The organism is Pseudoduganella sp. (assembly GCF_041914865.1).
In the GTDB taxonomy this organism is placed as follows: domain Bacteria; phylum Pseudomonadota; class Gammaproteobacteria; order Burkholderiales; family Burkholderiaceae_D; genus Rugamonas.
Map to the genome: position 1 here is coordinate 89586 of NZ_JAYSCO010000011.1, position 21733 is coordinate 111318.

Sequence of the window (21733 nt, forward strand, 5' to 3'; positions counted from 1 at the left end):
CCCTCGGGGGGTATTCCAAACTTTGTGTTAATTTCCCCCCCAAACCCCCCAACTTTTCTTCCTGACCCCGAAGTGGACATTTGTTGACTGGTGTATCATGTCGGGCTTCGCGCGCAGCGCTTCATTTTCGACAGGACACACCATGTCTATCAAGATCAGCAGCCAGTTCGATGCTGGCGCCATCGATGTGGTCAGCGTTACTTCCGCTGGCGATATCGACCTGAACATCCGTAAGGATTCCCACGCGGATATCATCCAGTGGTTCTATTTCCGTGTGCAGGGCGCCAATGCCGTGCCGCTGACCATCCGTTTCCTGAACGCTGGCAAGGCTGCCTATGCTGAGGGCTGGAAGGGCTATAACGCGGTCGCTTCCTATGACCGCGATACCTGGTTCCGCGTCCCGACTTCCTTCGATGGCGAGGTGATGACCATCGAGCATGCGCCGGAACATGATTCGGTCTATTACGCTTACTTCGAGCCGTATTCGTGGGAACGCCACCTGTCGCTGCTGGATTCGGCGCAGCAGCATCCTTACGCGCAACTGGTGGACCTGGGCAGCACCGTGGAGGGCCGCGACATGAACCTGCTGGTCATCGGTGACCAGCAGGCGGAGAAGAAGGTGTGGGTCATCGCGCGCCAGCATCCGGGCGAGACCATGGCTGAGTGGTTCGTGGAGGGCATGGTGGAGGCGCTGCTGGATGCGGCCAATCCTTACGCCCGCCAGTGCCTGCAGGACGCTTGCTTCTACATCGTGCCGAACATGAATCCGGACGGCTCCGTGCGCGGTAACCTGCGTACCAATGCGGCCGGTGCGAACCTGAACCGCGAGTGGAACGAGCCGACCATGGAGCGTTCGCCGGAGGTCTTCCTGGTGAAGGAGAAGATGAAGGAAATCGGTTGCGACCTGTTCCTGGACGTGCACGGCGACGAGGGCCTGCCTTACGTGTTCGTGGCGGGCAGCGATGCCCTGCCTAACTTTAGCAAGGAGCAGAAGGCGGCGCAGGATAAGTTCATCGCTGACTTCAAACTGGCTTCGCCTGACTTCCAGTCGGAATTCGGCTACCCTGAGTCGCCGTACACGCCGGAAGTGCTGACCATGGGTTCGCCGCATATCACCCATCTGTTCGGCTGCCTGTCGCTGACCCTGGAACTGCCGTTCAAGGACAACGCTAACGATCCGGATGAGATCAATGGCTGGAGCGGTGCGCGTTCGGCCAAGCTGGGCGCGGATGTGCTGCAGCCTATCCTGCGTACCCTGCGTAACTTCTAAGCTTTACCTGCGCGGCGCCGGCTGTCCGGCTGTCCGGCTGCCGCGCAGCGTCGCATCACAGCGTTTCCGGGAAGACGCTGCAAAGCTCACGGCAGAATTTTTCGTGCGCTGCCTCGAATCTGTCGACTTCCGCTTGCTCCTCCAGCGCTATTTCCTTGAGCTTTTGCGGGTCGGTGACACCTGCTTTCTTCGCGCGGATGCCTTTCAGCCTTTGCTGGTGAACAGCAGTTTTTTGCTCATTCATTTCATAGAGGCTCGGCAGGCATTTTTCATCGCACTGGGCGCGCGTCTGCCGCTTTTCCCCGCCGAGGGCGGCTGCCGACATGGCGAGCAACGCCAGCGCCAATAAGTTCTTCTTCATTTTCTTCATTCTCCCAGCATGGTGTCGAGCGACAGCCGTACTCGCGTAGTGGCCTGCTTCTCGCTGTAGCCCGTGAGGGTGAGGCCTGCGGCGCTGTACTCGTCGATCTGGCGGCCTTTGCGCTTGACCAGGTTGTCGAGGCCGAAGACGAGCCGCGTCTTCGGGTTGAAATTCCAGATGGCGCTGGCGTTCAGCGTGAATTTGCTGGACTGGTAGTTGCGCTCCACAAGATTCTGGCGCGTCCAGTCGGCCGGCAGCCAGTTGGCGTCGGCGTTCAGCTTGAGCGGCATGCCTTTCGCCGAGTAGGACAGGCCCAGCTTGGCGCGCCATGGCAGTTGGCCGGGGATGCGGTTGTCCGGGCCGGGCAGGTCGCGCAGGTGCGAACGGGCGAAGCCCAGGCTGCCGTTCAGGTCGAGCGCGGGCGCGTCTTTCCAAAAGTCTTTGGCGCTGGCGCGGCCTTCAAAGCTGATGCCGTAGATGTCGGCCTCGCCCAGGTTGGCGGGACGCGAGACGTAGCGCGGCACGTTCGACCAGGGCACGTTTTCCAGCGCCAGCGTGGTACCGATCTTGTTGTCGATGCGGCGCGAGTAGACCTCCGCCACGGCTTCGCTGCCGGAGCCGAAGCCGTGCGCGTAGCGCAGGTTCAGGCCGAGCGCGCGTTCCGGCTGCAGCGTGGGGTTGCCGGCGCCGTCGCTGGTGTCGGGCGTGTTAGCGGCGCATTGGCCGCTGGCGTTGCAGGGGGCTAGGTAGTTGATGTAGGGCCGCAGCAGGAGTTTGTCGTCGGACGGCGCCTGGAAGGTGCGCGCCAGCGAGGCCCGCAACTGGCGCTTCCGGTCGCCGCCGATCTTGTGGGCGAAGTGCAGGCTGGGCGACCAGACGCGGTAGGTGCTGCGATAGTCGTAGGGGCCTTCACTCAGGTCGAGCTTATGGTCTTCCGCCGACAGGCCGACGCCGAGGGCGTTGGCGCGGTCCAGGCGCCAGTCGTCCTGCACGAAGAAGCGGAGCGTGGTGCTACGCCCTGCCGCGTGGTTGCCAAGGACACTGAAGCTGGGGTCGGGCGAGCCGTTGACCAGGTTCTGGTACTGCGTGTCGTCGTTGTTGCGGACGAACCTTGCGCCGGTGGAGAAGTCATGACCGCCTTTGAATTCCGTGCTGTACTTCAGGTCGACGAAGTTGTTGCGGCTGTCCTTCTGCGACGCATCGAGGCTGGTGCGCGGCGCGCCAGGCGTCCATTGCTCGAAGCGCTTGTAATCGCTGTCCAGACCGGAGGCAAGGGAGCGCAAGGTCAGCTCCAGCCGGCTCTCGGTATCGATGCTCCAGTTCCATACCGCGCTGGCGGAGCGCGAAGTCATCGGCGTGCGGTTATCTTTGAGCGCGGTCAGGCGCCGCGCGTCGGGCCAGGAGCGCTGGTCCGTGCCGCCGCTGGATTCAACCAGGCGGCCCGCATCGGCACTGAAGCGCAGCTTGTGGTCGGGGTTCAGCTTCAGCTCCGCATTGACTTCGGCGATGAACATGTCGAAGCGCGAGGTGCTCGAGGCGTCGCCCTGGTATAGCAAGACTTGTTTGTCGCCGACCGTTTGCTCCTGCCGATAGTGCTTCTGCCCGGGCGTGTTGCGGCGGTCGCCGCGCAAGCTGTAGCTGTAGCTCCACGGCGATTCGTCCGGCAGCTGGTTGCTGGACAGGGAAAAGCCGCCGCTGCCCTGGCCGCCGGCCATGCTGCCGTTGGCGCGCACTTGCGTCATCGCTTTGCGTTCGATTTTGCGGCGCACGATGTTGATGGTGCCGGCAATGCCGAATGGTCCGGTTTCGGCGGTGGCGGATTTGATGATCTCGATGCGTTCGATCTGCAGCGCGTCCAGCTGCATCGGGTCGGTGGCGCTGGGCGGCTGGCCATCGACCAGCACCTGGGTGTAGCCGGGCAAGCCCATCAGGCTGACCTGCCCATTCTTGCCCACCGTGACGGCCGGCTCGCGCCGCAGTACTTCGCCGGCATTCTGCGCGCCGCTGTCCGCGATGGCCTTCTTGCCGATCACCAGCTTGCCGGCCACGAAGTCGCGCTCCGCCTCGCCATTCACCACCACCTGGGCCGGAGCGGCCGTGGCATTGTCCTGCGCCGCTGCCGCGGGCGCCAGCGCCAGCAACAGCCATCCGTAACTCTTCATCCAGAAACAGTTAAATTATTAATAATATTAACAATATTAACTATGAGTTACTTTTAACGCAACAAGGCTTTGAAGGCTTTCGGCATCCACGGGCGCGCTGCCAGCATGATGGTGACGGCGCGCCGCTGCTCGAACGGCAGGCGCGCGTCATCCTGGTGCTGCAGCGAGAATTCATCGGCCACCTGTTTCAGGCGGTCCAGCAAGGCGCGCGTCGATTGCTGCGACAGCATCACGCTCACCAGGCGCTGCACCTCGTGGTGGCCGTCGAAGCGGCTGTCGAAATAGTCGCTGTAGGCCTCGTCGCGGAAGAAGCTCTGGATCGGCCCGTTCGGCAGCCAGCTGAAGGTGCGCGAGACCAGCAGCTTGACGCGGTTGTTCGGCTTCAGCATCAGGAAGCCGATCTTGTCCAGCCGCAGCAGGCAGGCGGTGGCTTCGGCGGCGGTGATCCTGTAGCTCGCCACCACCTCCTCGATCGGCACCTGGTTCAGCGCCAGCACGGCCACCACCAGCAGCTTGGTGTCGCTGATGATTTCCTTCTCCTGCGCGTAGGTGAGCTGGGAAATCAGCTGCGGCGTATCGGCTGCCGCCTGCGCCAGTTCGGCAAAGTCCATCTCCAGCACGGCCAGCACCTGCTCCAGCCGCTCCAGCGTGAAGCTGCGCGCGGCGAACATGCGCTTGATACTGGGTTCGGACAGGCCGATCTTCTGGCCCAGGGCGGCGTAGGTGATGCCGCGCGCCTTGAGTTGGCGTTTCAGGGCATCCACCAGGCGGATGACGTTGGACATGCATGCTTCTCCGACAATAAAGTATCAAAATATGATACCACCGGGCCGTCCAGGTGCGACAGTGCGCAGCGCGATTGCGGGCGCGCCGGGCGCGCAGCAAGATGGCGCCTCCAATCACTTGTGGAGCAGCGAATGAAACGCACCCTGATCGCAACCCTGTTGGCCCTGGCCTGCGCCAGTGGCCAGGCGGCCGATGGCTCGCCCGTCTCGACGCACCTGAGCGACCTGACCGCTTCGGTGGCGGCCGGCTCGGTGCTGACCGTCTTCGCCGCCGGTTCGCTGGTGGTGGAGTCGGTGGAAACCATCGGCGATGGCGTGTCGGTGGTGCTGAAGAGCGCGGCCGATGGCAGCAAGGCCACCGTGCAGTTCAGCGGCAAGGCGCTGGAAGGCGCGTCGCTGGCGGCCGGCACCGCCGTCAGCGCGGTCGCCATGTCGGCCGGCCACGCGCTGGTGGTGTCGGGCAAGGTGATCGCCTTCCTGCCCAACGAGGCGGGCAAGGCCCTGCTGCATCACAGCCGCGTGAACTAAGCCATGCGCCGCCTGCTCACAACCCTGCTGGCCGCCGCCGCCTTTGCCGGCGGCGCCGCCCACGCCGGCCAGCATTGCGAACACCGGCCACTGGCGCTGGGCGATGTCGAACGTTCGCTCGACCTGGCCCAGCGCAGCGCGCAAGCGCTGGACGCCAGCGGCGCGCAGGTGGCGATCGTCGCGCGCGCCGGACAGGACTTGTCGGACTATGGCCTGCGCTACTCGCACGTGGGCCTGGCGTGGCGCGACCACCCTGCCGGGCGCTGGGTCGTGGTGCATTTGCTGAACGACTGCGGCACGGCGCGCTCCGGCTTATACAACGATGGCCTGGGGCGCTTCTTCCTGACCGACCTTTACCAGTACAAGGCGCAGCTGATCCTGCCGTCGCCGGCGGTGCAGCAGCGACTGGCGCAGCTGCTGGCCACGCGCACGCCGCTGCGCTTGCACGAGCCGCGCTACAACATGCTGGCCTACCCCTGGTCCACGCGCTACCAGAACTCCAACCAGTGGGTGCTGGAGACCCTGGCCGCCGCCAGCGCCGAACCGGGGCGCGTTGAAACGCGTGCCGAGGCGCAGCAATGGCTGGGCGGCGCGGGCTACGATCCCGGCTCGGTCCATATCAACGCGGTGAAGCGCCTGGGCGGGCGCATGTTCCGCGCCAATGTGGCATTCGACGACCAGCCAACGGGGCGCCGCATGCGCGGCGATATCGCTACGGTAACGGTGGATGGCATTGAACAGTTCGTGCGCCGGCAAAGCGCCGACGCGCGCGTGCTGGAGCTGTGATTACCTGCGGCTGAGCTGACGGATACGGGTGACGTGTTTATGCCGCAGGCGCTCGAGCTGGCGCGCTTGCGGGTAGCCCGGCTGGCCCGGCAAACGCTCGTGCGGCGCCGCCAGCGCCAGCGCCTCTGCTTCGAGGTAGAGTGCCGGCAGGCGTTCGGTTTGTCGTTTGCTGGTCATGCTTCATGTTAGGCGGCGGCCGCTAAAGTTGCCAGATTTGCGGCGGCGCAAAGGCCGCGCGGCCATCTGCGCCCATCATGGGGCTTTCAGGAGGCGATCATGAAGCTAATTCTTGCGGTGCTGGCTTGCGCCATGCTCGTCGGCTGCACTTCCATGCCCTACCGCCCGGCGCAGGCCGATGGGGCTTTTCCCGGCCTGGTCGATTTCGTGGCGAGTGCGCCGGGACGCAGCGTGGATGTGCTGCTGGTGCACGGCATGTGCACGCACGACGTGCGCTGGGTCGACGACACGGTGGCCCAGCTCAGCAGCGCGCTGCGGGCGCAGACGCAGGGTACACCACCCGGCAGCGCTGCCGGCGCGGCGGTGGCGACGACCGACGGCATCGAGATTGTCGAACGCAGCATCCAGCTGCGCCAGGGCGAGCTGCGCATCAAGGCCCTGCTCTGGTCGCCGCTGACCACGCCGCTCAAGCACCAGCTGGACTACGACCACAGCGACCGCCTGCCGGTGGTGCGCGCCAAATTGAATGCGCGCGCCAAGGACATGCTGATGGACGACTGCATTCCCGATGCCCTGATCTACCAGGGCGTCTCCCGCGACGCCATCCAGCAGCGCATGGCGCAAGCCATCCTGCGCGCCACCGAAGGCGCGGCGCCCGACGCGCCGCTGCTGGTGCTGTCGTCCAGCCTTGGCAGCAAGATCCTGTTCGATACCCTGCTGCGCATGGACGCCGCGGCGCAGCGCACGATCGACCGCATGGCCTACCTGGTCATGGCGGCCAACCAGATTCCCCTGCTCGCACTGGCCGACCAGCAGGCCGTGGCGCCCGGCGCCGCCGCCGCGCCGGCAGCGCCGCCGCCCGACAGCCTGCAAGCGCTGCTGCGCAAGCGCCGCGCCGCCGCCACGCCGCGCACGACGCGCAGGCTGACCCTGGTGGCCTTCAGCGATCCGAACGACTTGCTGACCTATACGCTGGAACGCGAGCGCTACGCGCCGCTCGGCGTGGAGGTGGTGAATGTGCTGGTTTCGAACGCGCCGACCTGGTTTGGCCTGCTGGAGCGGCCCGACCATGCGCACGGCAACTACCTGCTCAACCCAGACGTTGCCCGAATGGCCGCGTGTGGCCAGCCGCGTAGTGCGCGTTGCGAATGATGTCGTACACCTTGCGCACGTTCGCAATGCAGTCGAAGCGCGGCACGTCCTCCACGCCCGGCCAGGACGCCAGGCCGCTGAACACATTGCCGGCGGCCGACACGCCGAATGTGATGGAGCCTTCGCCGTTGCGGTTCTCCGTCAGCGAGAAATCGCTTAATTCGCGCAGCGACAGGATCTGCTCTTTGCGGCGGAAGATGCCGTAGCGGATGATGATGCTATCGCTCGTCACCACATACTCCGTATTGGCGCGCTGGCGGGCGTCGACAAAGAAGCGGCCGGCGATCATGTACAGGCCGACCAGCACGAAGGGAATCCCCCACACGCGGAACAGCAGCGGCGCATCGGAACTGATGACGGTGTATTCCCAGAACATGGCAAAGCTGCCCCACACCAGGCTGAATGGCACCATCAGGATGTCCGCCCCGCGCAGCATCAGGCCCTGGCGCGGACGTCCGCGCCACAAAGGGCGTTCATTCTTCAAGCTTTTCTCCATGCCGCCATCTTAACCGCCTGCCGAGGCAAAAATTCTGGCAGATTATCACTTGAAGATAGAAAGCAAGCGTTGCCACCAGCTGCGGCGCGGCGGCGCTTCGTGATGGATGGTGGGGAGCGCGCCGAAATCGGTTACCAGCGCCACCACGCGGCCGGCGCTGTCGTAGCCGAAATAAGAGGCGTAGTGGCCATCGCGCACGCCGGCCGGGAAGCTCACCGTATTGCCATCGCTGGCAAAACAGGCGCTACCCGAGTGCACGCTGAAACCGAAAGTTTCCCCCGGCTGCAAGTTGCGTGCATCCTGTTCGGCCGTCAGCGCGGGATACCAATGCACAGCCACCGCGGCGGGATCGAACAACACGCGCGCATAGGCCAGGCGCTCGCCGGCCATGGCAAGGGTAACCGGATACTCGCCCTGCGGCACGCATTGCGTGAACGGCGCCAGGGGCTGTTCCGACTGCGGGTCGCCGGCGGCGATCCTGCCGCTGCCGACGCACAGGCGCCCGGCTTCGACCAGCGAGAATTGGATGGGGGTTTCTTCTGACACGAAGCGCTCCGCCGCAAAGGCGGAGCGCAGTCCTTCCGGGTGGGGCGCATAGCTCATGCGCCCATGATATTACTTTTGAAGGCGAACCAGCAATTCCTTACCCACCAGCGGCGCGGAAGCCGGGTTCTGGCCGGTGATCAGTTCGCGGTCGGTGACCATATGGCCTTCCCAGTTGGCGGCCTTGGAGAATTTCAGCCCGGCCTTGACCAGCGCGGTCTCAGGATAGAACTTCATCTCGCCGCCACCCAGCTGGGCTTTCGATGCTTCCTCTTCCGCGTTGCTGAACACGGTGACCTTGTAGCCGGCGTAGATCCACTTCGGCTGCGTCGGGGTGGCGCCCTGCGCCAGCTTCATGCTGAAGCCTTTGGCGTCCGGCATGGCCGACAGCAGGGCAATCGGGCCGTGGCAGACCAGGGCGGTCGGCTTGCCATCCTTATGGAAGGCGGCCAGCACCTTGCCCAGCGCCGGGCTGGCCAGCAGGTCCTGCATCGGCGCGTGGCCGCCCGGCACGTAGACCGCGTCGTACTTGCCGTAGCCCTGCTGCTCCACGCGCGCCAGGCTGACCACCGGCGAGCTGTCCTTGTCGGTCAGGCGCAGCTGCTCCAGCAGTTTCAGGTGCGCATCCAGCGCGGCCTGGTCGCCGCCGAAGAACATTGGATTGACCGAGCCCTTGTCCAGGGTCGGCGCCTTGCCTTGCGGGGTGGCGAAGGTGATGGTGTGGCCGGCATCCATCAGCATCTTCACCGGCTGCATCAGCTCATTCAGGTAAAAGCCGGTCTGGAAGGTTTTGCCGGCCTTCAGGTCCAGCGTGGCTTCGTCGGACAGCACGACCAGCACGTTGCCGGCGTTGGCATTCATGGCGGCGGCCGCGAGGGCGATGGCAGTCAGTTTCTTGATCATGGTTTTGCTCCTTGGAGAAGTTGATGGCGCTACTTTATTCAATCCTCCAACGGCGATAAACTACCGCAAAGCCAAACTATTTTTCCCTTAAAAGCAATAATGAGCCGCAAATACGATCACCTGAGCGATGTCGAAACCTTCGTCACCGTCGTCGAGCGCGGCTCGCTGACGGCGGCCGCCGTGGCGATGTCCACCACCCCGTCGGTGGTCAGCCGCGCCCTGGCCCGGCTCGAAGCACGCCTCGGCACCCAGCTGCTGCGCCGGACCACACGCAGCCTGGGCCTGACCGACGCCGGCCGCCTATACCTGGAGCAGACGCGCGCCGCCCTGTCGCTGATCGACGATGCCGAACGCGCCGTGCAGGCCGAAGGCGGCGAAGTCACGGGCCGCATCCGCCTGAGCGCGCCCACCACGTTCGGCCACTACCGCCTGCCCGCCCTGCTGCAGCGCTTTGCCGAGCGCTATCCCGCCGTGCGCGTGGAGCTGAACATCAGCAACCGCAACGTCGACCTCGCGGCCGACAACTTCGACTTCGCCATCCGCCAGGGCTTCCTGAAAGACAGCAGCATGATCGCGCGCAAGCTGGAAGATGCGGAACTGGTGCTGGTGTGCGCGCCCGCCTACGCCAAGCGGCGCGGCCTGCCACGCGACCTGGATGCGCTGGCCGGCCACGATTGCCTGAGCTTCCTGCTGCCCAGCACCGGGCGCGCCATACCCTGGCAATTCATGCGTGATGGCGCGGAGCTGGACTGGCCGGTGGAGTCGGCCGTGCAGGTGACGGATGATGTGCTTGGGACGGTATCGCTGGCGGAGGCGGGCCTGGGCATCTGCCAGACCTTCCGCTTCATCGCGCAAGAGCGGCTGCAACGCGGCGTGCTGGTGGAGGTGCTACCCGAGTTGAAGGGACGCAGCCGGCCCTTCTCCCTGATCTACACGCCGCAGCGGCGCATGACGGCCGCTGCGCGCGCCTTCACCACTTGCCTGCTCGACCAGCCTTAGTCCAGCAATAGGTCCTCTTGCCGGCGGTAGCCTTTGCGGCGATCGGTGGATTGGAGCAGTTCCCTGCCTGCAGCTGCCAGGGCATGGATGTCGGGCTGAAGCCGTGTTTGCGTGGGAATCGGCGGCACGCGCGGCAGGCGCTGCGTGGGCGGTGGCAGCACGCTGGAAAACTTGGGCGCAGGCTGCACGGGCGGCGCAACGGTGGCCGGCGCAGGCTTGGCCTGTGGCAGCGGGACGCGGGCCAGTTCGCGGCGGTGGGCATCGGCTCGCTTCCATTGATTTTCGCCCGGGAACAGCAGCCGCACTTCTGCCCAGGCGCTGCGGGAGATGCCTTTGCAGCGGCAAATGAATTCGTGCGGCGACACCGGCTCGCCAAGATGCAGGATGACGTCGCCAACCACTTCGGCGTAGGCGAAGCCGGAGCGGTTCCAGGCGCGCAGTTGGGTGCCTTCGGGCAGGAACACTGTTTTCCATTGGTAGCCACGCAAGCGGGCGCGGGGCACCTCGCCGCCTGCGGCGCGGGCAAGCCATTCTTCGATGGCAATGGCGGCGAGTTCGCCGGCATTCTGTTCCGCCTGATGCGCATCGGCATACTGGAGCAGCCGGCATAAGGTGGTGGTGGGTATCGCCAAAGTCGCTATGTCTTTCATGCTGTTTTCCTCCGCTGTTTTGCGCTGAAACGCGCTGTTTTCCGCTGTTTTTTCTTGGATCGGCGGACGGGGGCATTGGTTCCCCAAAAAACAGCGGAAAACAGCGCGAAACAGCAGAAAACAGCGGCCCATTTCAGCGGAAACGCCATACGCATTTTGGCGGACTACCGGCCGCCGACGCCGGGCATTTGGCTTGTGGCCAGGTATGGCTCAGGCGCCGAGCACCCACGTGGCGGCCTGCACATACAGCGGGATGCCCAGCAGGATGTTGAGCGGGAACGTGATCCCGAGCGACATGCCAAAGTAGATCGAAGGGTTAGCTTCCGGAATGGCCTGGCGCAGTGCAGCCGGGACCGCGATATACGAGGCGCTGGCCGCCAGGACGGTGAGCAAGGCGCCATTGCCGACCGACAGGCCAAGCACCTTGGCCAGCAGCAGCGCGAGCGCGGCGTGCATCAATGGTGCGCCCACTGCGTACGCCAGCAGCCAGGCGGACTGGCTACGCAGTTGCCCCAGATTGCGCGCGGTCAGCAAGCCCATATCGAGCAGGAAGAAGGCCAGCATGCCCTTGAACAGGTCGATCGAAAACGGCGCGAGCGTGGCCTTGCCTGCCGCACCGGTCAGCAGCCCCACCGCCATCGCAGCAAACAGCAGCAGCTGGGTGCCGTCGGTCAGCGATTCATGCAGGATCTTGCGCAGGCCGGAAGACGCGCCCGGCCCCGGCCCTGCCGCCAGCGCCAGGCTGGCGCCAGCCGGCAACGTAGCGTGGGCCGATGCAGCCTGGCGCATGGAGTTCGCCATCAGCACGGCCACGACGATGGCGGGCGCCTCCATCAGGGCCATGGCGGCGGCCATATGCCCGCCGAACGGCACATGATGGTTTTCCAGGTACTGGGTGGCGGTGATAAAGGTCACTGCGCTGACCGAACCATAAGTGGCAGCCACTGCCGCCGCGTCGAATCCAGCGAGCAGCCGCTTCAATAGGGTGAAGGCCAGTACAGGCACCAGGAATGCCAGTACCACGGCCGCGCCCAGGCTGACGGCGACATCCCGCGTCAGCCCCGATTCTGCCAGCGCGAAGCCGCCCTTCAGGCCCAGCGCCATCAGCAGGTACAGCGACAGGAAGCGGGAAATTTGCGGCGGGATGTCGAGATTGGATTTGAGGCAACCAGCCAGGATACCGAACAGGAAAAACAGGATAGCGGGGTCGAGGAAGTTCTGCATGGACTTGCTTGAGAGATCAGGTACGCCATGCTACCCTCATGGCCTCATAAAGAAAAATCGATATTCGACATCTCTATCATAGATAAAACTCTATGCAAGCCACTTTTCGCCAGCTCCGCCTGTTCCTCGCCTTCGCCGAACTGCGCTCCGTCACTGCGGCCGCGCGCGCCTGCCATGTCACGCAGCCGACGGCCTCCATGCAGCTGCGCGAACTGACGGAAGCGATCGGGGTGCCGCTGTATGAGCAGGTGGGCAAGCAGATGTACCTGACCACCGCCGGCGAAGCGCTGGCGCGTTCCGGCCGCGCCATGATGGATGAATGGGCCGCCTTCGAACAGGTGATCGACGGGCTGAAAGGCGTGTCCAGCGGCCGCTTGCGGCTCTCCATCGTGAGTACGGCAAAGTACTTCGTCCCGCGCTTGCTGGGCAGCTTCTGCACCACGCACCCCGATGTCGATATCGCGCTGGAGGTGCTGAACCGCGACCGCGTGGTGCAGCGCCTGAACGACAACCTGGACGACTTGTATGTGATGTCGATGCCGCCCGAGGGCATGGCGCTGGAGCGGCTGGAGCTGATGTCGAACCCGCTGGTGGTGATCGCCGAGCGTTCGCATCCTTTGGCGGCGCGGCGGCGCCTGGCGCCGGCAGCCTTGGGGTCCAGCCGCTTCATCCTGCGCGAAAAAGGCTCGGGCACGCGCCTGGCCGGCGACCGCCACCTGCGCACGCTGGGCATGGCCGTCGACGTACGGATGGAACTGGGAAGTAACGAAGCCATCAAGCAGGCAGTTGCGGCAGGCTTAGGCCTGGGGATCATTTCACGCTATGCGCTGGCGCAGGACCCGGCGGAAGAAGGCTTGGCGGTGCTGGATGTGAAAGGCTTTCCGATCCAGTGCAGCTGGTGGATCCTGTATCGCCAGGGGAAAAAACTGTCACCCCTGGCCGCAGCGTTCCTGCAGCACGTGGCCAAGGCCTAGTGCAGATTTCTCATCAAGCATGGTTTCGGAGCGATCCTCTCACAGGAGTTATTTGCGCGAAGGAATTTCCGCCCCCTCCCGTTAAACGCGATTGACTGTTATCCGGATAACGGATAACTTTGATGCATGTCGATCCAGTCTTTCTCGTGCCACGACACCGAAGCGTTGTTCACGACGGGGAAAAGCCGTCGCTTCGCAAATATCAAGAGTGCAGCTGAACGTAAGCTCGCTCAACTAGACGCCGCGCCCTCAGTGAACTTCATGCGGGCGCACCCTGGCAACGACCTGAAGGAATACAACGGTGCGTGGCACGTGCGAATTAACGATCAGTGGAGGTTAACGTTTCGATGGGGAGCAAATGGTCCCTATGATGTACGAATTGAAGATCCACACTGAGCTGGATCTAGCGTAAGGAGTGTGTCATGTTTAAGAACGGAATGCGCCCGGTTCACCCTGGCGAAGTGTTGATGGAAGATTACATTAAGCCCATGGGTGTAAGTGTACGTGCCGTAGCAATTGCGCTAAGCATTCCTTATTCGCGCCTCAGCGAAATCACCAAGGGCCAACGTGGGATAACTGCTGATACAGCTCTTCGCCTGGAACGCTATTTTGGTAGCGAAGCGCAAGGCTGGCTAAACCTGCAGAGCGCTTATGAATTGCGAATCGCTGAAATTGCGGCAGGCAAGACAATCACTAAGGAAATTAAGCCGCTTGCGTCGACCAGCTGACTACGCAATACGCTCCAGCACTCCATTGACGACCCGATAGATTTTCACCGCGAACGTCAGCGGTCGGTCGTGTTCATTTCGAGATCGCGTCATCAAACAAATCGAAGAGTCAATGCCAATCCCGTTAGCAAGTTTCGCACAATACTTCCGCATCGGATTGGAGTTGGGCATCGTCGCGCCTGATCAAGTGAGGGAATGGGCTATTTCAGTAATTGACGAAATGGATGAGCCGCCCGGCGAAATAATTGAGATCTCCTGGCGTAAGCCTCGATCGGAGCTTATTACTGATCTCAATGAGGTCAAAGGCGACGCGGATTTTGAACTAGTTCGACGATGGCTGCTCGGCACTCTCTCCCCAAGCTTGCGGAGCGCCGATGATCATCTTGAGCATGTAATTCGTCAGGCTATGGGCGTTGCGCGCGCAGTGGGAAATCAGGATATCTACTATGTTTTCGACGCTATTGAAGACGAGTTGCATCTTGCTCGAACTCAAGTCTATGGAACAGTCGAAGAGTGCCGAGAGAGTTTCAACTCTGCGTTGAGAGAATTTGGCACGGCGCCATTTGTTACTTGATGAGAGTCAGCTTCGGGGCGTACGCGCCCGCATGATGCCACGCCGCAGCGTCGGGTGACCGCTGCGGCGTGCGGGGGGGATTACTTGCCGCCCCGTCCGGCCTTGATCAGGAAGTTCTGCATGGTGGATTCGGCCACCGACGCCCACTGGTTCTGGTCGTTGCGGAAGCGCTTCCACGGTTCGTAGATCTTGGCGAACTTGGCGTTCTTGGCGGCTTCCTCGTTCATCAGTTCATTGGCCGCTTTGTAGGCCGCTTCCATGATGTCGTTGGAGTAGTTGCGCAGCTTGACGCCGTTCTTCATCAGGCGGCCCAGCGCGGTCGGGTTCTTGAAGTCGTACTCGGCCTGCATCACCACGTGCGCTTCGTAGGAGGCGCATTCGAGCGCGGCCTGGTATTCCTTCGGCAGCTTCTCCCACTCCTTGATGTTGACGTACAGGGTGAAGGAGGCGCCCGGCTCCCACCAGCCCGGGTAGTAGTAGAACGGCGCGACCTTGTAGAAGCCCAGCTTCTCGTCGTCGTATGGGCCAACCCATTCCGCCGCGTCGATGGTGCCTTTTTCCAGCGCCGGGTAGATGTCGCCGCCGGCCAGCTGCTGCGGCACCGCGCCCAGGCGCTCCATCACCTTGCCGGCCAGGCCGGCGATGCGCATCTTGGCGCCTTTCAGGTCGGCCACCGACTTCACTTCCTTGCGGAACCAGCCGCCCATCTGGGTGCCCGAGTTACCGGCGATGAAGTTGATCACGCCGTAGTCTTTGAAGAAGTTGCGCAGCAGTTCCTTGCCACCGCCCTGGTCGTACCAGGCGGTGTGCTGGCGCGAGGTCAGGCCGAACGGCACGGCGCAGTCGAGCGAGAAGGTGGCGTCCTTGCCGTAGTAGTAGTACGAGGCGCTGTGGCCGCACTCCACGGTGCCGGCCTGCACCGCGTCCAGCACCTGCAGGCCGGGCACGATCTCGCCGGCGGCGAAGACCTTGATGTTGAATTTACCTCCGGTCAGCTGCGACACGCGTTTGGTGAACGTGTCGGCCGCGCCGTAGATGGTGTCGAGGGATTTGGGGAAGCTGGATGCCAGGCGCCAGGTGACGGCAGGCAGTTCGGCAGCGATGGCCGGCGCGGCGATAACACCTGCGCCCGCGCCCGCGGCTGCCTTCTTGATAAACGAACGGCGTTCCATACGTTCTGTCTCCTTAAGGGGTGTAGTTCTCGAGACAGTGTATGGAAATATTTAATTTCCGGCAACCACCATCTTTTCAATGAGGATCGACCCGGTTTGCTTGGTGCCGCGCACCAGCGTGTCGGTGCCGATGCCGACGATATCCTGGAACATTTCCTTCATATTGCCGGCGATGGTGATCTCTTCCACCGGGTACTGGATCACGCCATTCTCGACCCAGTAGCCGGAGGCGCCGCGGCTGTAGTCGCCGGTCACGTAGTTGGTGCCCTGGCCCATCAGCTCCGTCACCAGCAGGCCGGTGCCCATCTTGCGCAGCATGGCTTCGAAGTCGTCGCCTTTTTTGGTCAGCGAGGAGGTGATGGTCAGGTTGTGCGAGCCGCCGGCATTGCCGGTGGTTTTCATGCCCAGCTTACGCGCCGAGTAGGTGGACAGGAAGTAGCCCTGCAGCACGCCGTTCTTCACCACGTCGCGCTTTTGGGTGCGCACGCCTTCCTCGTCGAACGGCGCCGAGCCGATGCCGCCCACCACATGCGGGTCTTCCTTGACCTGGATGTGGGATGGGAAGACCGGCTTGCCGAGCGAGTCGATCAGGAAGGAGGACTTGCGGTACAGCGCGCCGCCCGAGGTGGCCTGCACGAAGGCGCCCAGCAGGCCGGCGGCCAGCGGCGCTTCGAACAGCACCGGGCAGGTGCGGGTGGTCAGCTTGCGCGCGTTCAGGCGCGCCAGCGAGCGTTCGGCGGCGTAGCGGCCCACGGCTTCCGGGCTGGCCATTTTTTTCGGGTCGCGCACCGAGGTGTACCAGTCGTCGCGCTGCATCTTGGCGCCCTTGCCGGCGATCGGGGTCACGCTCAGGGTGTGGCGCGAGTACGGATAGCCGCCGATGAAGCCGCGCGAGTTGGCCGACACGAAGTGCGACTGCTGCACGTGCACGCCGGCGCCTTCGCTGTTGGTCACGCGCGGGTCGACCGCGAAGGCGGCCGCTTCGGCGCGCTGCGCCAGGGCCACGGCTTCTTCGGTGCTGATCGGCCATGGATAGAACAGTTTCAGGTCTTGCGGGTTCTTTTCCAGCAGCTCTTCCTCGGCCAGGCCGGCGCAATCGTCTTCCGCCGTGAAGCGGGCGATGTTGTAGGCCGCTTCCACGGTCGCCTTGAGCGAGGCGGTGGAAAAATCAGAGGTGCTGGCGTTGCCGCGTTTCTGGCCGATGAAGACCGTGACGCCGATTCCCTTGTCGCGGTTTTGCTCGATCGTTTCGATCTTGCTCTTGCGGACCGACACCGAGAGCCCGCTGCCTTCGCTGATTTCGACGGCGGCATCGCTGCCGCCCTGCTCGCGCGCATACTGCAACACGTCGCGTGCAAGCTGTTTCAACTGGTCCTGGGAGTAGGAGAAGGCGGATTCGCTCATGGGGTGTTTTTAGGGGTCGTAGCGTTAAAACAGTTATCATAGCAGCCGTTTACCGTTTTTTCGCTCTATCATGCCAAATCCAAATCGCGGCTCGTGCGGCTTCCAGTCCAACGAGTTTGAACAAGAATACGAACGCCCATCCAAAACCGAGATGAAGCGCCAGTCCGACGCCCTGCAGGCGCTGGGCCAGGAGCTGGTCGAAGCCCCGCGCGACCGCGTCAAGCGCGTGCCGATGCCGGAGGATGTGCGCGATGTCATTCTGGAATGCCAGAATATCAAGAACCACGAAGGCCGCCGCCGCCAGCTGCAGTTCATCGGCAAGAAGATGCGCGGCCTGAGCGATGAGGAAGTGGCGGTCATCCGCCGCACCATCGAGGGCTGGAAAGGCGCCTCCAAGGCCGATACCGCCGCCCTGCACGCGCTGGAGCGCCGCCGCGACAAGCTGCTGGCCGACGACAAGGCGCTGACCGCCCTGCTGGAGGAAGCGCCGCACCTGGACGTGCAGCACCTGCGCACGCTGATCCGCAATGCGCGCAAGGAGCAGGCCGAGAACAAGCCGCCCAAGGCTTACCGCGAAATCTTCCAGATCCTGAAGGACCTGGAGAAGACCGGCGCCGCCGCCCCGTCGCCGGGCCCGGATGTTGACGTCGATGCGCCGGAAGGCGAAGACGATGAGTGAGGAAACCCTGCTGGTCGGCCTGGTCTCGGTTTCCGACCGCGCCAGCGGCGGCGTCTACCAGGACCAGGGCATCCCGGCGCTGGAGGAATGGCTGCGCAGCGCGCTGGCCACGCCAGTGCGCTTTGAAACCCGCCTGATTCCCGATGAGCGCGCGCAGATCGAGGCCACCCTGGTGGACCTGGTCGACAACGTGCGCTGCCACCTGGTGCTGACCACCGGCGGCACCGGCCCGGCGCGGCGCGACGTGACGCCGGAGGCCACGCTGGCCATCGGCAGCAAGGAAATGCCGGGCTTCGGCGAGCAGATGCGCCAGGTCAGCCTGGCCTTCGTGCCGACGGCGATTTTGTCGCGCCAGGTGGCCGTGATCCGCGAGACCGCCGACCATGCGGCGCTGGTGATCAACCTGCCGGGCCAGCCGAAGGCCATCAAGGAAACGCTGGAGGGCTTGAAGGATGCCGACGGCAAGCAGCTGGTCGGTGGCGTGTTCGCCGCCGTGCCCTACTGCATCGACCTGATCGGCGGCCCGTACGCTGAAACCAATGACGCGGTGTGCAAGGCATTCCGCCCCAAATCCGCCATCCGCAAGAAGGACAACGCATGACCCACCTGCTCGATTCCATCGTTATCGATACCGCGCCGAACCCGGAAACCTCCGTGATCTGGATGCACGGCCTGGGCGACAGCGGCGAAGGCTGGGCGCCGATCGTCAATGAGCTGGACCTGGGCGGCCTGCCGGGCATCCGTTTTATTTTCCCGCATGCGAACCAGATGCCGGTAACCATCAACGGCGGCTACGTCATGCGCTCGTGGTACGACATCGTGCACACCGACCTTGGTCGGCAGGAAGACGAGAAGGGGCTGCGCGAGTCGCAGATCCTGGTGGATGCGCTGATCGAGCGCGAGATCGCGCGCGGCGTGCCGGCGCACCGCATCGTGCTGGGCGGCTTCTCGCAGGGCTGCGCCATGACGCTGCAGGCCGGCCTGCGCTATCCGCACAAGCTGGCGGGGTTGATGTGCCTGTCGGGCTATGTGCCGCTGGCGGACAAGGTGGCGGCTGAGCGCCATGCCGCCAACCAGGACACGCCGATCTTCATGGTGCACGGCACCATGGACCCGGTGATCCCGATCGGCCGCGCCACCGCCTCGCGCGACCTGCTGGCGCAGCTGGGCTACAAGATCGAGTGGCACGACTATCCAATGCAGCACTCGGCCTGCGCGGAAGAGGTGCAGCACATCTCGGCCTGGCTGAAGAAAGTGCTGCTGTAACCCCCGGTAATGCCGCGTGACGGGGTCCGGCCCTTGGGCCGTACCCTGGTTTACCGGGTTTGCAGGTTGCCGTTAAGCTTAGCCAGCCCCGCCGCCAAACCTTCCACATCTTCCAGCGTGATCGCGCAGGCATGCGCGATCTGCTCGCTGACCTTCAGTCCCTCCGCGCGCAATGCGCGGCCTTTGTCGGTCAAGGTCAGCACCAGGTTGCGCTCATCGGCAGGGTCGCGCCCGCGCACCAGGTAGCCCTCCGCCTCCAGCCTTTTGACCAGCGGCGTCACCGAGCCCGGGTCCTGCTGCAGCCGCTCGGCCAGCCCCTTGATGCCCAAGCCCTCCTGCTCCCACAGCACAACCATCACCAGATACTGCGGATAGGTCAGGTTGAGGGGAGCCAGGAGCGGTTTGTACAGCTGCGTCATCTTCAGCGACGTCGAATACAGTTTGAAGCAGAGATGCTGGTCCAGCGTGGGGGGCGTGCGGTTTTCCATGGCGCGTACTTTAACACGCCCTCCCACGATCAGCGCTTGACCGCCGCCAGGATCACCTTGGCCACCGCCTCCGGCTGCGACGCCATCGGCACGTGGCTGGCTTCCAGCGTGGTGGTGGTGGCGCTCAGCTTGGCGGCAAAGGCTTTCTGCAGGCCGGGGTCGATCATGCGGTCCTTGTTGGCGACGATGTAGTAGTTAGGCTTGTTCTTCCACGCCGCAAAAGTGACCTTGTCGCCGAAGGCGCTGGCCTTGATCGGCCCCTGGGTGGCCGTCATCAGGCGATGCTCGGCCGGCTTCAGGTCCTGCGCGAAGTTGACCGCCATCGATTCCGGCGACAGGTAGATGAAGCCATTGGCGTCCGGTTTCAGGGTGGCGATGCCCGGCGGCAGCGGGAAATCCTTGCCCACTTCGCCAATCACCTCGCCTTCCGACGGCGCGAAGGCCGCCACGTACACCAGCGCCTTCACCTTGTCGCTGCTGCCGGCCTGGGTGATCACTGCGCCGCCCCAGGAGTGGCCGACCAGCACCACCTTGCCGGTCTGGGTATCGATCACGCGCTGGGCAAAGGCCACGTCATCGGCCAGCGAAGTCAGTGGATTTTGCACCGAGACCACCTTAACGCCCTGCTTTTGCAACAGCGGGATCACCTTGTTCCAGGCGCTGCCGTCGGCAAAGGCGCCGTGCACCAGCACCACGGTGGTGTCTTCGGCAGCGTGGGCCGGCACCAGGGCGGCGCCGGCAACCAGGGAAGCGGCAAACAGGGCGGATTTGATGGTCGATTTCATGGCATTGCTCCTTATATTAAGTACGTTAATGGTTAGCGCGCTAAGCGCATGAGTGAAATATAGCGCACAAATCGTTAGTGTGCAAATTATTTTTTACGTGGCGGCGCCGGCGACAGGCCATAATAGCCACATGACCTGCCAATTCCCCCTTGCGCCGGCGCGCCGCCTGCTGGCCGGCGCCCTGCTGGCAAGCAGCCTGCCGCTGGCCGGCGCCGCGCCCAACGCCGCCCAGGACGCCCCCTGGTGCGCGCGCCTGGCCGTGCGCCTGCCGAACATCTCGGCCGCCGAGTGCCGCCAGAGCGCGCTGGCGCCGAGCGGCGTCACATCGCATCACGGCTTCCCCATCCTCGAGCGCGACATCGCCCCGGCCCGGGCCGACGCGCCGCGCGTGCTGCTGCTGGGCGGCATCCACGGCGACGAGCTGACCGCCTCCGCCCTGGTGTTCGAATGGCTCAAGCAGATGGATACGCCGGCCGCGCAGGCCATGCACTGGAAAGTGGCGCCGCTGCTCAATCCGGACGGCCTGCTGGCCGCCAAGCCGCAGCGGGTGAACGCGCGCGGCGTCGACTTGAACCGCAACTTCCCCACCCCCGGCTGGCAGCAGGAAGCGCCGCGCTACTGGGCCAAGGTGACGCGCAGCGACCCGCGCCGCTATCCAGGCAAGACGCCGCTGTCGGAGCCGGAAAGCCGCTGGATCAACGACACCATCGAACGCTTCCGTCCCGACCTGATCGTGTCGGTGCATGCGCCGTTCGGCGTGCTCGATTTCGACGGCCACCTGCACCCGCCCAGCAAGTTCGGGCGCCTGCTGTACCGCAGCGTGGGCGTGTATCCGGGCTCGCTCGGCAACTACAGCGGCCGCCACAAGCAGGTGCCGGTGCTCACCATCGAGCTGCCGCACGCGCTGGCCATGCCGTCGGACGCCGAGGTGCGCCGCATCTGGCACGATATGCTGGAATGGATCGGGCGCAACCTGTAGCCGCCCACGGCGGCTAGGGCAGCGGCGCCGCGGTCGATGCCGGCGCCGCCGATTGCGCGGCATTCATCACCATCGCCAGCAAGGTGTAATAGCCGTTCAGCCCCACCAGGTCGGTCACGCCATGCTCGCCGAACAGCGCCAGGGCGCGCTGCCAGGTGGCGTCGCAGACGCGCTTATCGATGTGCAGCTCCATGCAGAAGTCGTAGACCGCCTGTTCGTCCTGCGCCAGCCCGTCTGGCGCGCGGCGCTGCGCAATGGCGTCGATGGCCGCCGGCGCAATGCCCTCCTGCGCCGCGATCGGGGCGTGGATGGCCCATTCCACCTGCTGGTCCCACTGGCGCGCCGTGACCAGGATGGCCAGCTCCGACAGGCGGGTGCCGATCGCGCTGCGGTAGCGCAGGTACTCGCCCATGCGCTGCGCGCTGGACATCAGCTCGGGGCTGCGCAGCAGCGGCACGAACGGCCCGTACAGGGCGCCGCGCGGGCCGTCGATCACGGCTTGCGCGGCGGCGCGCTGCTCGGGCGTCATTTCCACCACAGGGATCGGGCCAAGTCGCTCTTTCATGGTCACTGATGCTCGCACAGGATGCGACAAAAATCAAAACGCCCCCGCAAGCTGCGCGCTAATGTCCTTGGACGACCAACCCA

Annotated in this window: 27 protein-coding genes; 13 read left to right on the forward strand and 14 right to left on the reverse strand. The window is 64.2% G+C overall.

Features of this window, described 5'->3' with window-relative positions:
• Positions 1–142 precede the first annotated feature (142 nt).
• Entirely contained in the window at positions 143–1270 is a 1128-nt protein-coding gene (locus tag ACE3TQ_RS07985) for a M14-type cytosolic carboxypeptidase (protein WP_374581514.1), read from the forward strand.
• Between the two features lie 55 nt (positions 1271–1325).
• Here the strand turns inward: ACE3TQ_RS07985 and ACE3TQ_RS07990 are convergent, their stop codons facing one another.
• From ACE3TQ_RS07990 to ACE3TQ_RS08000, 3 genes are read right to left on the reverse strand one after another with little or no spacing between them, the layout of a single operon-like run.
• Positions 1326–1631 (reverse strand): hypothetical protein, encoded by a 306-nt coding sequence (locus ACE3TQ_RS07990; protein ID WP_374581515.1) that lies wholly within the window; start codon positions 1629–1631, stop codon positions 1326–1328.
• A 5-nt stretch (positions 1632–1636) separates the two neighbouring features.
• A complete protein-coding gene (locus ACE3TQ_RS07995; RefSeq protein ID WP_374581516.1) occupies positions 1637–3793 on the reverse strand; it encodes a TonB-dependent receptor plug domain-containing protein in 2157 nt (718 codons plus the stop codon).
• A gap of 53 nt (positions 3794–3846) precedes the next feature.
• Positions 3847–4578, reverse strand: coding sequence for a helix-turn-helix domain-containing protein (locus tag ACE3TQ_RS08000; RefSeq protein ID WP_374581518.1), 732 nt, complete (start codon positions 4576–4578; stop codon positions 3847–3849).
• 132 nt (positions 4579–4710) lie between these two features.
• Here ACE3TQ_RS08000 and ACE3TQ_RS08005 point away from each other — a divergent pair, with 132 nt between their 5' ends.
• Both ACE3TQ_RS08005 and ACE3TQ_RS08010 read left to right on the forward strand, forming a co-directional pair.
• Entirely contained in the window at positions 4711–5106 is a 396-nt protein-coding gene (locus ACE3TQ_RS08005) for a hypothetical protein (RefSeq protein WP_374581519.1), read from the forward strand.
• A gap of 3 nt (positions 5107–5109) precedes the next feature.
• Complete coding sequence (locus tag ACE3TQ_RS08010) at positions 5110–5892, forward strand: DUF2145 domain-containing protein (RefSeq protein WP_374581520.1); 783 nt, start codon at positions 5110–5112, stop codon at positions 5890–5892.
• On the opposite strand, the gene ACE3TQ_RS08015 is transcribed toward ACE3TQ_RS08010, so the two are convergent.
• Positions 5893–6069: a hypothetical protein gene (locus ACE3TQ_RS08015; protein ID WP_374581522.1), complete on the reverse strand. Its 177-nt coding sequence runs from the start codon at positions 6067–6069 to the stop codon at positions 5893–5895.
• Between the two features lie 99 nt (positions 6070–6168).
• Here ACE3TQ_RS08015 and ACE3TQ_RS08020 point away from each other — a divergent pair, with 99 nt between their 5' ends.
• Positions 6169–7221: a hypothetical protein gene (locus ACE3TQ_RS08020; protein WP_374581523.1), complete on the forward strand. Its 1053-nt coding sequence runs from the start codon at positions 6169–6171 to the stop codon at positions 7219–7221.
• Here the strand turns inward: ACE3TQ_RS08020 and ACE3TQ_RS08025 are convergent.
• From ACE3TQ_RS08025 to ACE3TQ_RS08035, 3 genes are read right to left on the reverse strand one after another with little or no spacing between them, the layout of a single operon-like run.
• Positions 7160–7705, reverse strand: a complete 546-nt coding sequence (locus ACE3TQ_RS08025) for a PH domain-containing protein (RefSeq protein ID WP_374581524.1) — start codon at positions 7703–7705, stop codon at positions 7160–7162. The two genes, ACE3TQ_RS08020 and ACE3TQ_RS08025, sit on opposite strands and share 62 nt — an antisense overlap.
• 57 nt (positions 7706–7762) lie before the next feature.
• Positions 7763–8320, reverse strand: coding sequence for a DUF4241 domain-containing protein (locus ACE3TQ_RS08030; RefSeq protein WP_374581526.1), 558 nt, complete (start codon positions 8318–8320; stop codon positions 7763–7765).
• Between the two features lie 12 nt (positions 8321–8332).
• Complete coding sequence (locus tag ACE3TQ_RS08035) at positions 8333–9163, reverse strand: type 1 glutamine amidotransferase domain-containing protein (RefSeq protein WP_374581527.1); 831 nt, start codon at positions 9161–9163, stop codon at positions 8333–8335.
• Between the two features lie 99 nt (positions 9164–9262).
• On the opposite strand from ACE3TQ_RS08035, the gene ACE3TQ_RS08040 reads away from it, so the two are divergent.
• The gene (locus ACE3TQ_RS08040) at positions 9263–10162 is read left to right on the forward strand and encodes a LysR family transcriptional regulator (protein WP_374581528.1); all 900 of its coding nucleotides are present in this window, start codon (positions 9263–9265) and stop codon (positions 10160–10162) included.
• On the opposite strand, the gene ACE3TQ_RS08045 is transcribed toward ACE3TQ_RS08040, so the two are convergent.
• Together ACE3TQ_RS08045 and ACE3TQ_RS08050 are read right to left on the reverse strand one after the other, a co-directional pair.
• The gene (locus ACE3TQ_RS08045; RefSeq protein ID WP_374581529.1) at positions 10159–10944 is read right to left on the reverse strand and encodes a hypothetical protein; all 786 of its coding nucleotides are present in this window, start codon (positions 10942–10944) and stop codon (positions 10159–10161) included. The genes ACE3TQ_RS08040 and ACE3TQ_RS08045 overlap by 4 nt on opposite strands.
• A gap of 78 nt (positions 10945–11022) precedes the next feature.
• Positions 11023–12036 carry a sodium-dependent bicarbonate transport family permease gene (locus ACE3TQ_RS08050; protein ID WP_374581530.1) on the reverse strand — a complete coding sequence of 338 codons (1014 nt, stop codon included), beginning with the start codon at positions 12034–12036 and terminating at the stop codon, positions 11023–11025.
• A gap of 92 nt (positions 12037–12128) precedes the next feature.
• Between ACE3TQ_RS08050 and ACE3TQ_RS08055 the strand changes: the two genes are divergently transcribed.
• The 4 genes from ACE3TQ_RS08055 (at position 12129) to ACE3TQ_RS08070 (ending at position 14312) form a co-directional block, all read left to right on the forward strand.
• A complete protein-coding gene (locus tag ACE3TQ_RS08055; protein ID WP_374581531.1) occupies positions 12129–13010 on the forward strand; it encodes a LysR family transcriptional regulator in 882 nt (293 codons plus the stop codon).
• A 126-nt stretch (positions 13011–13136) separates the two neighbouring features.
• Positions 13137–13406, forward strand: a complete 270-nt coding sequence (locus tag ACE3TQ_RS08060) for a type II toxin-antitoxin system RelE/ParE family toxin (RefSeq protein ID WP_374581533.1) — start codon at positions 13137–13139, stop codon at positions 13404–13406.
• 26 nt (positions 13407–13432) lie between these two features.
• The gene (locus ACE3TQ_RS08065) at positions 13433–13738 is read left to right on the forward strand and encodes a HigA family addiction module antitoxin (RefSeq protein ID WP_374581534.1); all 306 of its coding nucleotides are present in this window, start codon (positions 13433–13435) and stop codon (positions 13736–13738) included.
• 112 nt (positions 13739–13850) lie between these two features.
• Positions 13851–14312 (forward strand): hypothetical protein, encoded by a 462-nt coding sequence (locus ACE3TQ_RS08070; protein WP_374581535.1) that lies wholly within the window; start codon positions 13851–13853, stop codon positions 14310–14312.
• A gap of 80 nt (positions 14313–14392) precedes the next feature.
• Here ACE3TQ_RS08070 and ACE3TQ_RS08075 read toward each other — a convergent pair whose 3' ends face one another.
• Both ACE3TQ_RS08075 and pmbA read right to left on the reverse strand, forming a co-directional pair.
• Complete coding sequence (locus tag ACE3TQ_RS08075; protein ID WP_374581536.1) at positions 14393–15484, reverse strand: TRAP transporter substrate-binding protein; 1092 nt, start codon at positions 15482–15484, stop codon at positions 14393–14395.
• A gap of 51 nt (positions 15485–15535) precedes the next feature.
• Complete coding sequence (gene pmbA, locus ACE3TQ_RS08080; RefSeq protein ID WP_374581537.1) at positions 15536–16888, reverse strand: metalloprotease PmbA; 1353 nt, start codon at positions 16886–16888, stop codon at positions 15536–15538.
• A 70-nt stretch (positions 16889–16958) separates the two neighbouring features.
• Here pmbA and yjgA point away from each other — a divergent pair, with 70 nt between their 5' ends.
• From yjgA to ACE3TQ_RS08095, 3 genes are read left to right on the forward strand one after another with little or no spacing between them, the layout of a single operon-like run.
• Positions 16959–17567 carry a ribosome biogenesis factor YjgA gene (gene yjgA, locus ACE3TQ_RS08085; RefSeq protein WP_374581538.1) on the forward strand — a complete coding sequence of 203 codons (609 nt, stop codon included), beginning with the start codon at positions 16959–16961 and terminating at the stop codon, positions 17565–17567.
• A complete protein-coding gene (mog, locus tag ACE3TQ_RS08090; protein ID WP_374581539.1) occupies positions 17560–18168 on the forward strand; it encodes a molybdopterin adenylyltransferase in 609 nt (202 codons plus the stop codon). Before yjgA ends, mog begins: the two co-directional genes overlap by 8 nt.
• Complete coding sequence (locus ACE3TQ_RS08095; protein WP_374581540.1) at positions 18165–18833, forward strand: alpha/beta hydrolase; 669 nt, start codon at positions 18165–18167, stop codon at positions 18831–18833. The genes mog and ACE3TQ_RS08095 overlap by 4 nt, the downstream gene beginning before the upstream one ends.
• A 50-nt stretch (positions 18834–18883) precedes the next feature.
• On the opposite strand, the gene ACE3TQ_RS08100 is transcribed toward ACE3TQ_RS08095, so the two are convergent.
• Together ACE3TQ_RS08100 and ACE3TQ_RS08105 are read right to left on the reverse strand one after the other, a co-directional pair.
• Positions 18884–19321, reverse strand: a complete 438-nt coding sequence (locus ACE3TQ_RS08100) for a MarR family winged helix-turn-helix transcriptional regulator (RefSeq protein ID WP_374581541.1) — start codon at positions 19319–19321, stop codon at positions 18884–18886.
• Between the two features lie 29 nt (positions 19322–19350).
• Positions 19351–20106: an alpha/beta hydrolase gene (locus tag ACE3TQ_RS08105; RefSeq protein WP_374581544.1), complete on the reverse strand. Its 756-nt coding sequence runs from the start codon at positions 20104–20106 to the stop codon at positions 19351–19353.
• 130 nt (positions 20107–20236) lie between these two features.
• Between ACE3TQ_RS08105 and ACE3TQ_RS08110 the strand changes: the two genes are divergently transcribed.
• The gene (locus ACE3TQ_RS08110) at positions 20237–21085 is read left to right on the forward strand and encodes a M14 family zinc carboxypeptidase (protein WP_374581545.1); all 849 of its coding nucleotides are present in this window, start codon (positions 20237–20239) and stop codon (positions 21083–21085) included.
• A gap of 13 nt (positions 21086–21098) precedes the next feature.
• On the opposite strand, the gene ACE3TQ_RS08115 is transcribed toward ACE3TQ_RS08110, so the two are convergent.
• Entirely contained in the window at positions 21099–21650 is a 552-nt protein-coding gene (locus ACE3TQ_RS08115) for a carboxymuconolactone decarboxylase family protein (RefSeq protein WP_374581546.1), read from the reverse strand.
• Positions 21651–21733: the final 83 nt, after the last annotated feature.

Coding starts and splice junctions, on each gene's coding strand:
- ACE3TQ_RS08110 (WP_374581545.1), top strand. CDS start 20,237: ATGACCTGCCAATTCCCCCTTGCGCCGGCGCGCCGCCTGCTGGCCGGC.
- ACE3TQ_RS07990 (WP_374581515.1), bottom strand. CDS start 1,631: ATGAAGAAGAACTTATTGGCGCTGGCGTTGCTCGCCATGTCGGCAGCC.
- ACE3TQ_RS08000 (WP_374581518.1), bottom strand. CDS start 4,578: ATGTCCAACGTCATCCGCCTGGTGGATGCCCTGAAACGCCAACTCAAG.
- ACE3TQ_RS08010 (WP_374581520.1), top strand. CDS start 5,110: ATGCGCCGCCTGCTCACAACCCTGCTGGCCGCCGCCGCCTTTGCCGGC.
- yjgA (WP_374581538.1), top strand. CDS start 16,959: ATGCCAAATCCAAATCGCGGCTCGTGCGGCTTCCAGTCCAACGAGTTT.
- ACE3TQ_RS08005 (WP_374581519.1), top strand. CDS start 4,711: ATGAAACGCACCCTGATCGCAACCCTGTTGGCCCTGGCCTGCGCCAGT.
- ACE3TQ_RS08070 (WP_374581535.1), top strand. CDS start 13,851: ATGCCAATCCCGTTAGCAAGTTTCGCACAATACTTCCGCATCGGATTG.
- ACE3TQ_RS08030 (WP_374581526.1), bottom strand. CDS start 8,320: ATGAGCTATGCGCCCCACCCGGAAGGACTGCGCTCCGCCTTTGCGGCG.
- ACE3TQ_RS08100 (WP_374581541.1), bottom strand. CDS start 19,321: ATGGAAAACCGCACGCCCCCCACGCTGGACCAGCATCTCTGCTTCAAA.
- ACE3TQ_RS08105 (WP_374581544.1), bottom strand. CDS start 20,106: ATGAAATCGACCATCAAATCCGCCCTGTTTGCCGCTTCCCTGGTTGCC.
- ACE3TQ_RS08060 (WP_374581533.1), top strand. CDS start 13,137: ATGTCGATCCAGTCTTTCTCGTGCCACGACACCGAAGCGTTGTTCACG.
- ACE3TQ_RS07995 (WP_374581516.1), bottom strand. CDS start 3,793: ATGAAGAGTTACGGATGGCTGTTGCTGGCGCTGGCGCCCGCGGCAGCG.
- pmbA (WP_374581537.1), bottom strand. CDS start 16,888: ATGAGCGAATCCGCCTTCTCCTACTCCCAGGACCAGTTGAAACAGCTT.
- ACE3TQ_RS07985 (WP_374581514.1), top strand. CDS start 143: ATGTCTATCAAGATCAGCAGCCAGTTCGATGCTGGCGCCATCGATGTG.
- ACE3TQ_RS08015 (WP_374581522.1), bottom strand. CDS start 6,069: ATGACCAGCAAACGACAAACCGAACGCCTGCCGGCACTCTACCTCGAA.
- ACE3TQ_RS08065 (WP_374581534.1), top strand. CDS start 13,433: ATGTTTAAGAACGGAATGCGCCCGGTTCACCCTGGCGAAGTGTTGATG.
- mog (WP_374581539.1), top strand. CDS start 17,560: ATGAGTGAGGAAACCCTGCTGGTCGGCCTGGTCTCGGTTTCCGACCGC.
- ACE3TQ_RS08095 (WP_374581540.1), top strand. CDS start 18,165: ATGACCCACCTGCTCGATTCCATCGTTATCGATACCGCGCCGAACCCG.
- ACE3TQ_RS08040 (WP_374581528.1), top strand. CDS start 9,263: ATGAGCCGCAAATACGATCACCTGAGCGATGTCGAAACCTTCGTCACC.
- ACE3TQ_RS08075 (WP_374581536.1), bottom strand. CDS start 15,484: ATGGAACGCCGTTCGTTTATCAAGAAGGCAGCCGCGGGCGCGGGCGCA.
- ACE3TQ_RS08020 (WP_374581523.1), top strand. CDS start 6,169: ATGAAGCTAATTCTTGCGGTGCTGGCTTGCGCCATGCTCGTCGGCTGC.
- ACE3TQ_RS08050 (WP_374581530.1), bottom strand. CDS start 12,036: ATGCAGAACTTCCTCGACCCCGCTATCCTGTTTTTCCTGTTCGGTATC.
- ACE3TQ_RS08035 (WP_374581527.1), bottom strand. CDS start 9,163: ATGATCAAGAAACTGACTGCCATCGCCCTCGCGGCCGCCGCCATGAAT.
- ACE3TQ_RS08055 (WP_374581531.1), top strand. CDS start 12,129: ATGCAAGCCACTTTTCGCCAGCTCCGCCTGTTCCTCGCCTTCGCCGAA.
- ACE3TQ_RS08115 (WP_374581546.1), bottom strand. CDS start 21,650: ATGAAAGAGCGACTTGGCCCGATCCCTGTGGTGGAAATGACGCCCGAG.
- ACE3TQ_RS08045 (WP_374581529.1), bottom strand. CDS start 10,944: ATGGGCCGCTGTTTTCTGCTGTTTCGCGCTGTTTTCCGCTGTTTTTTG.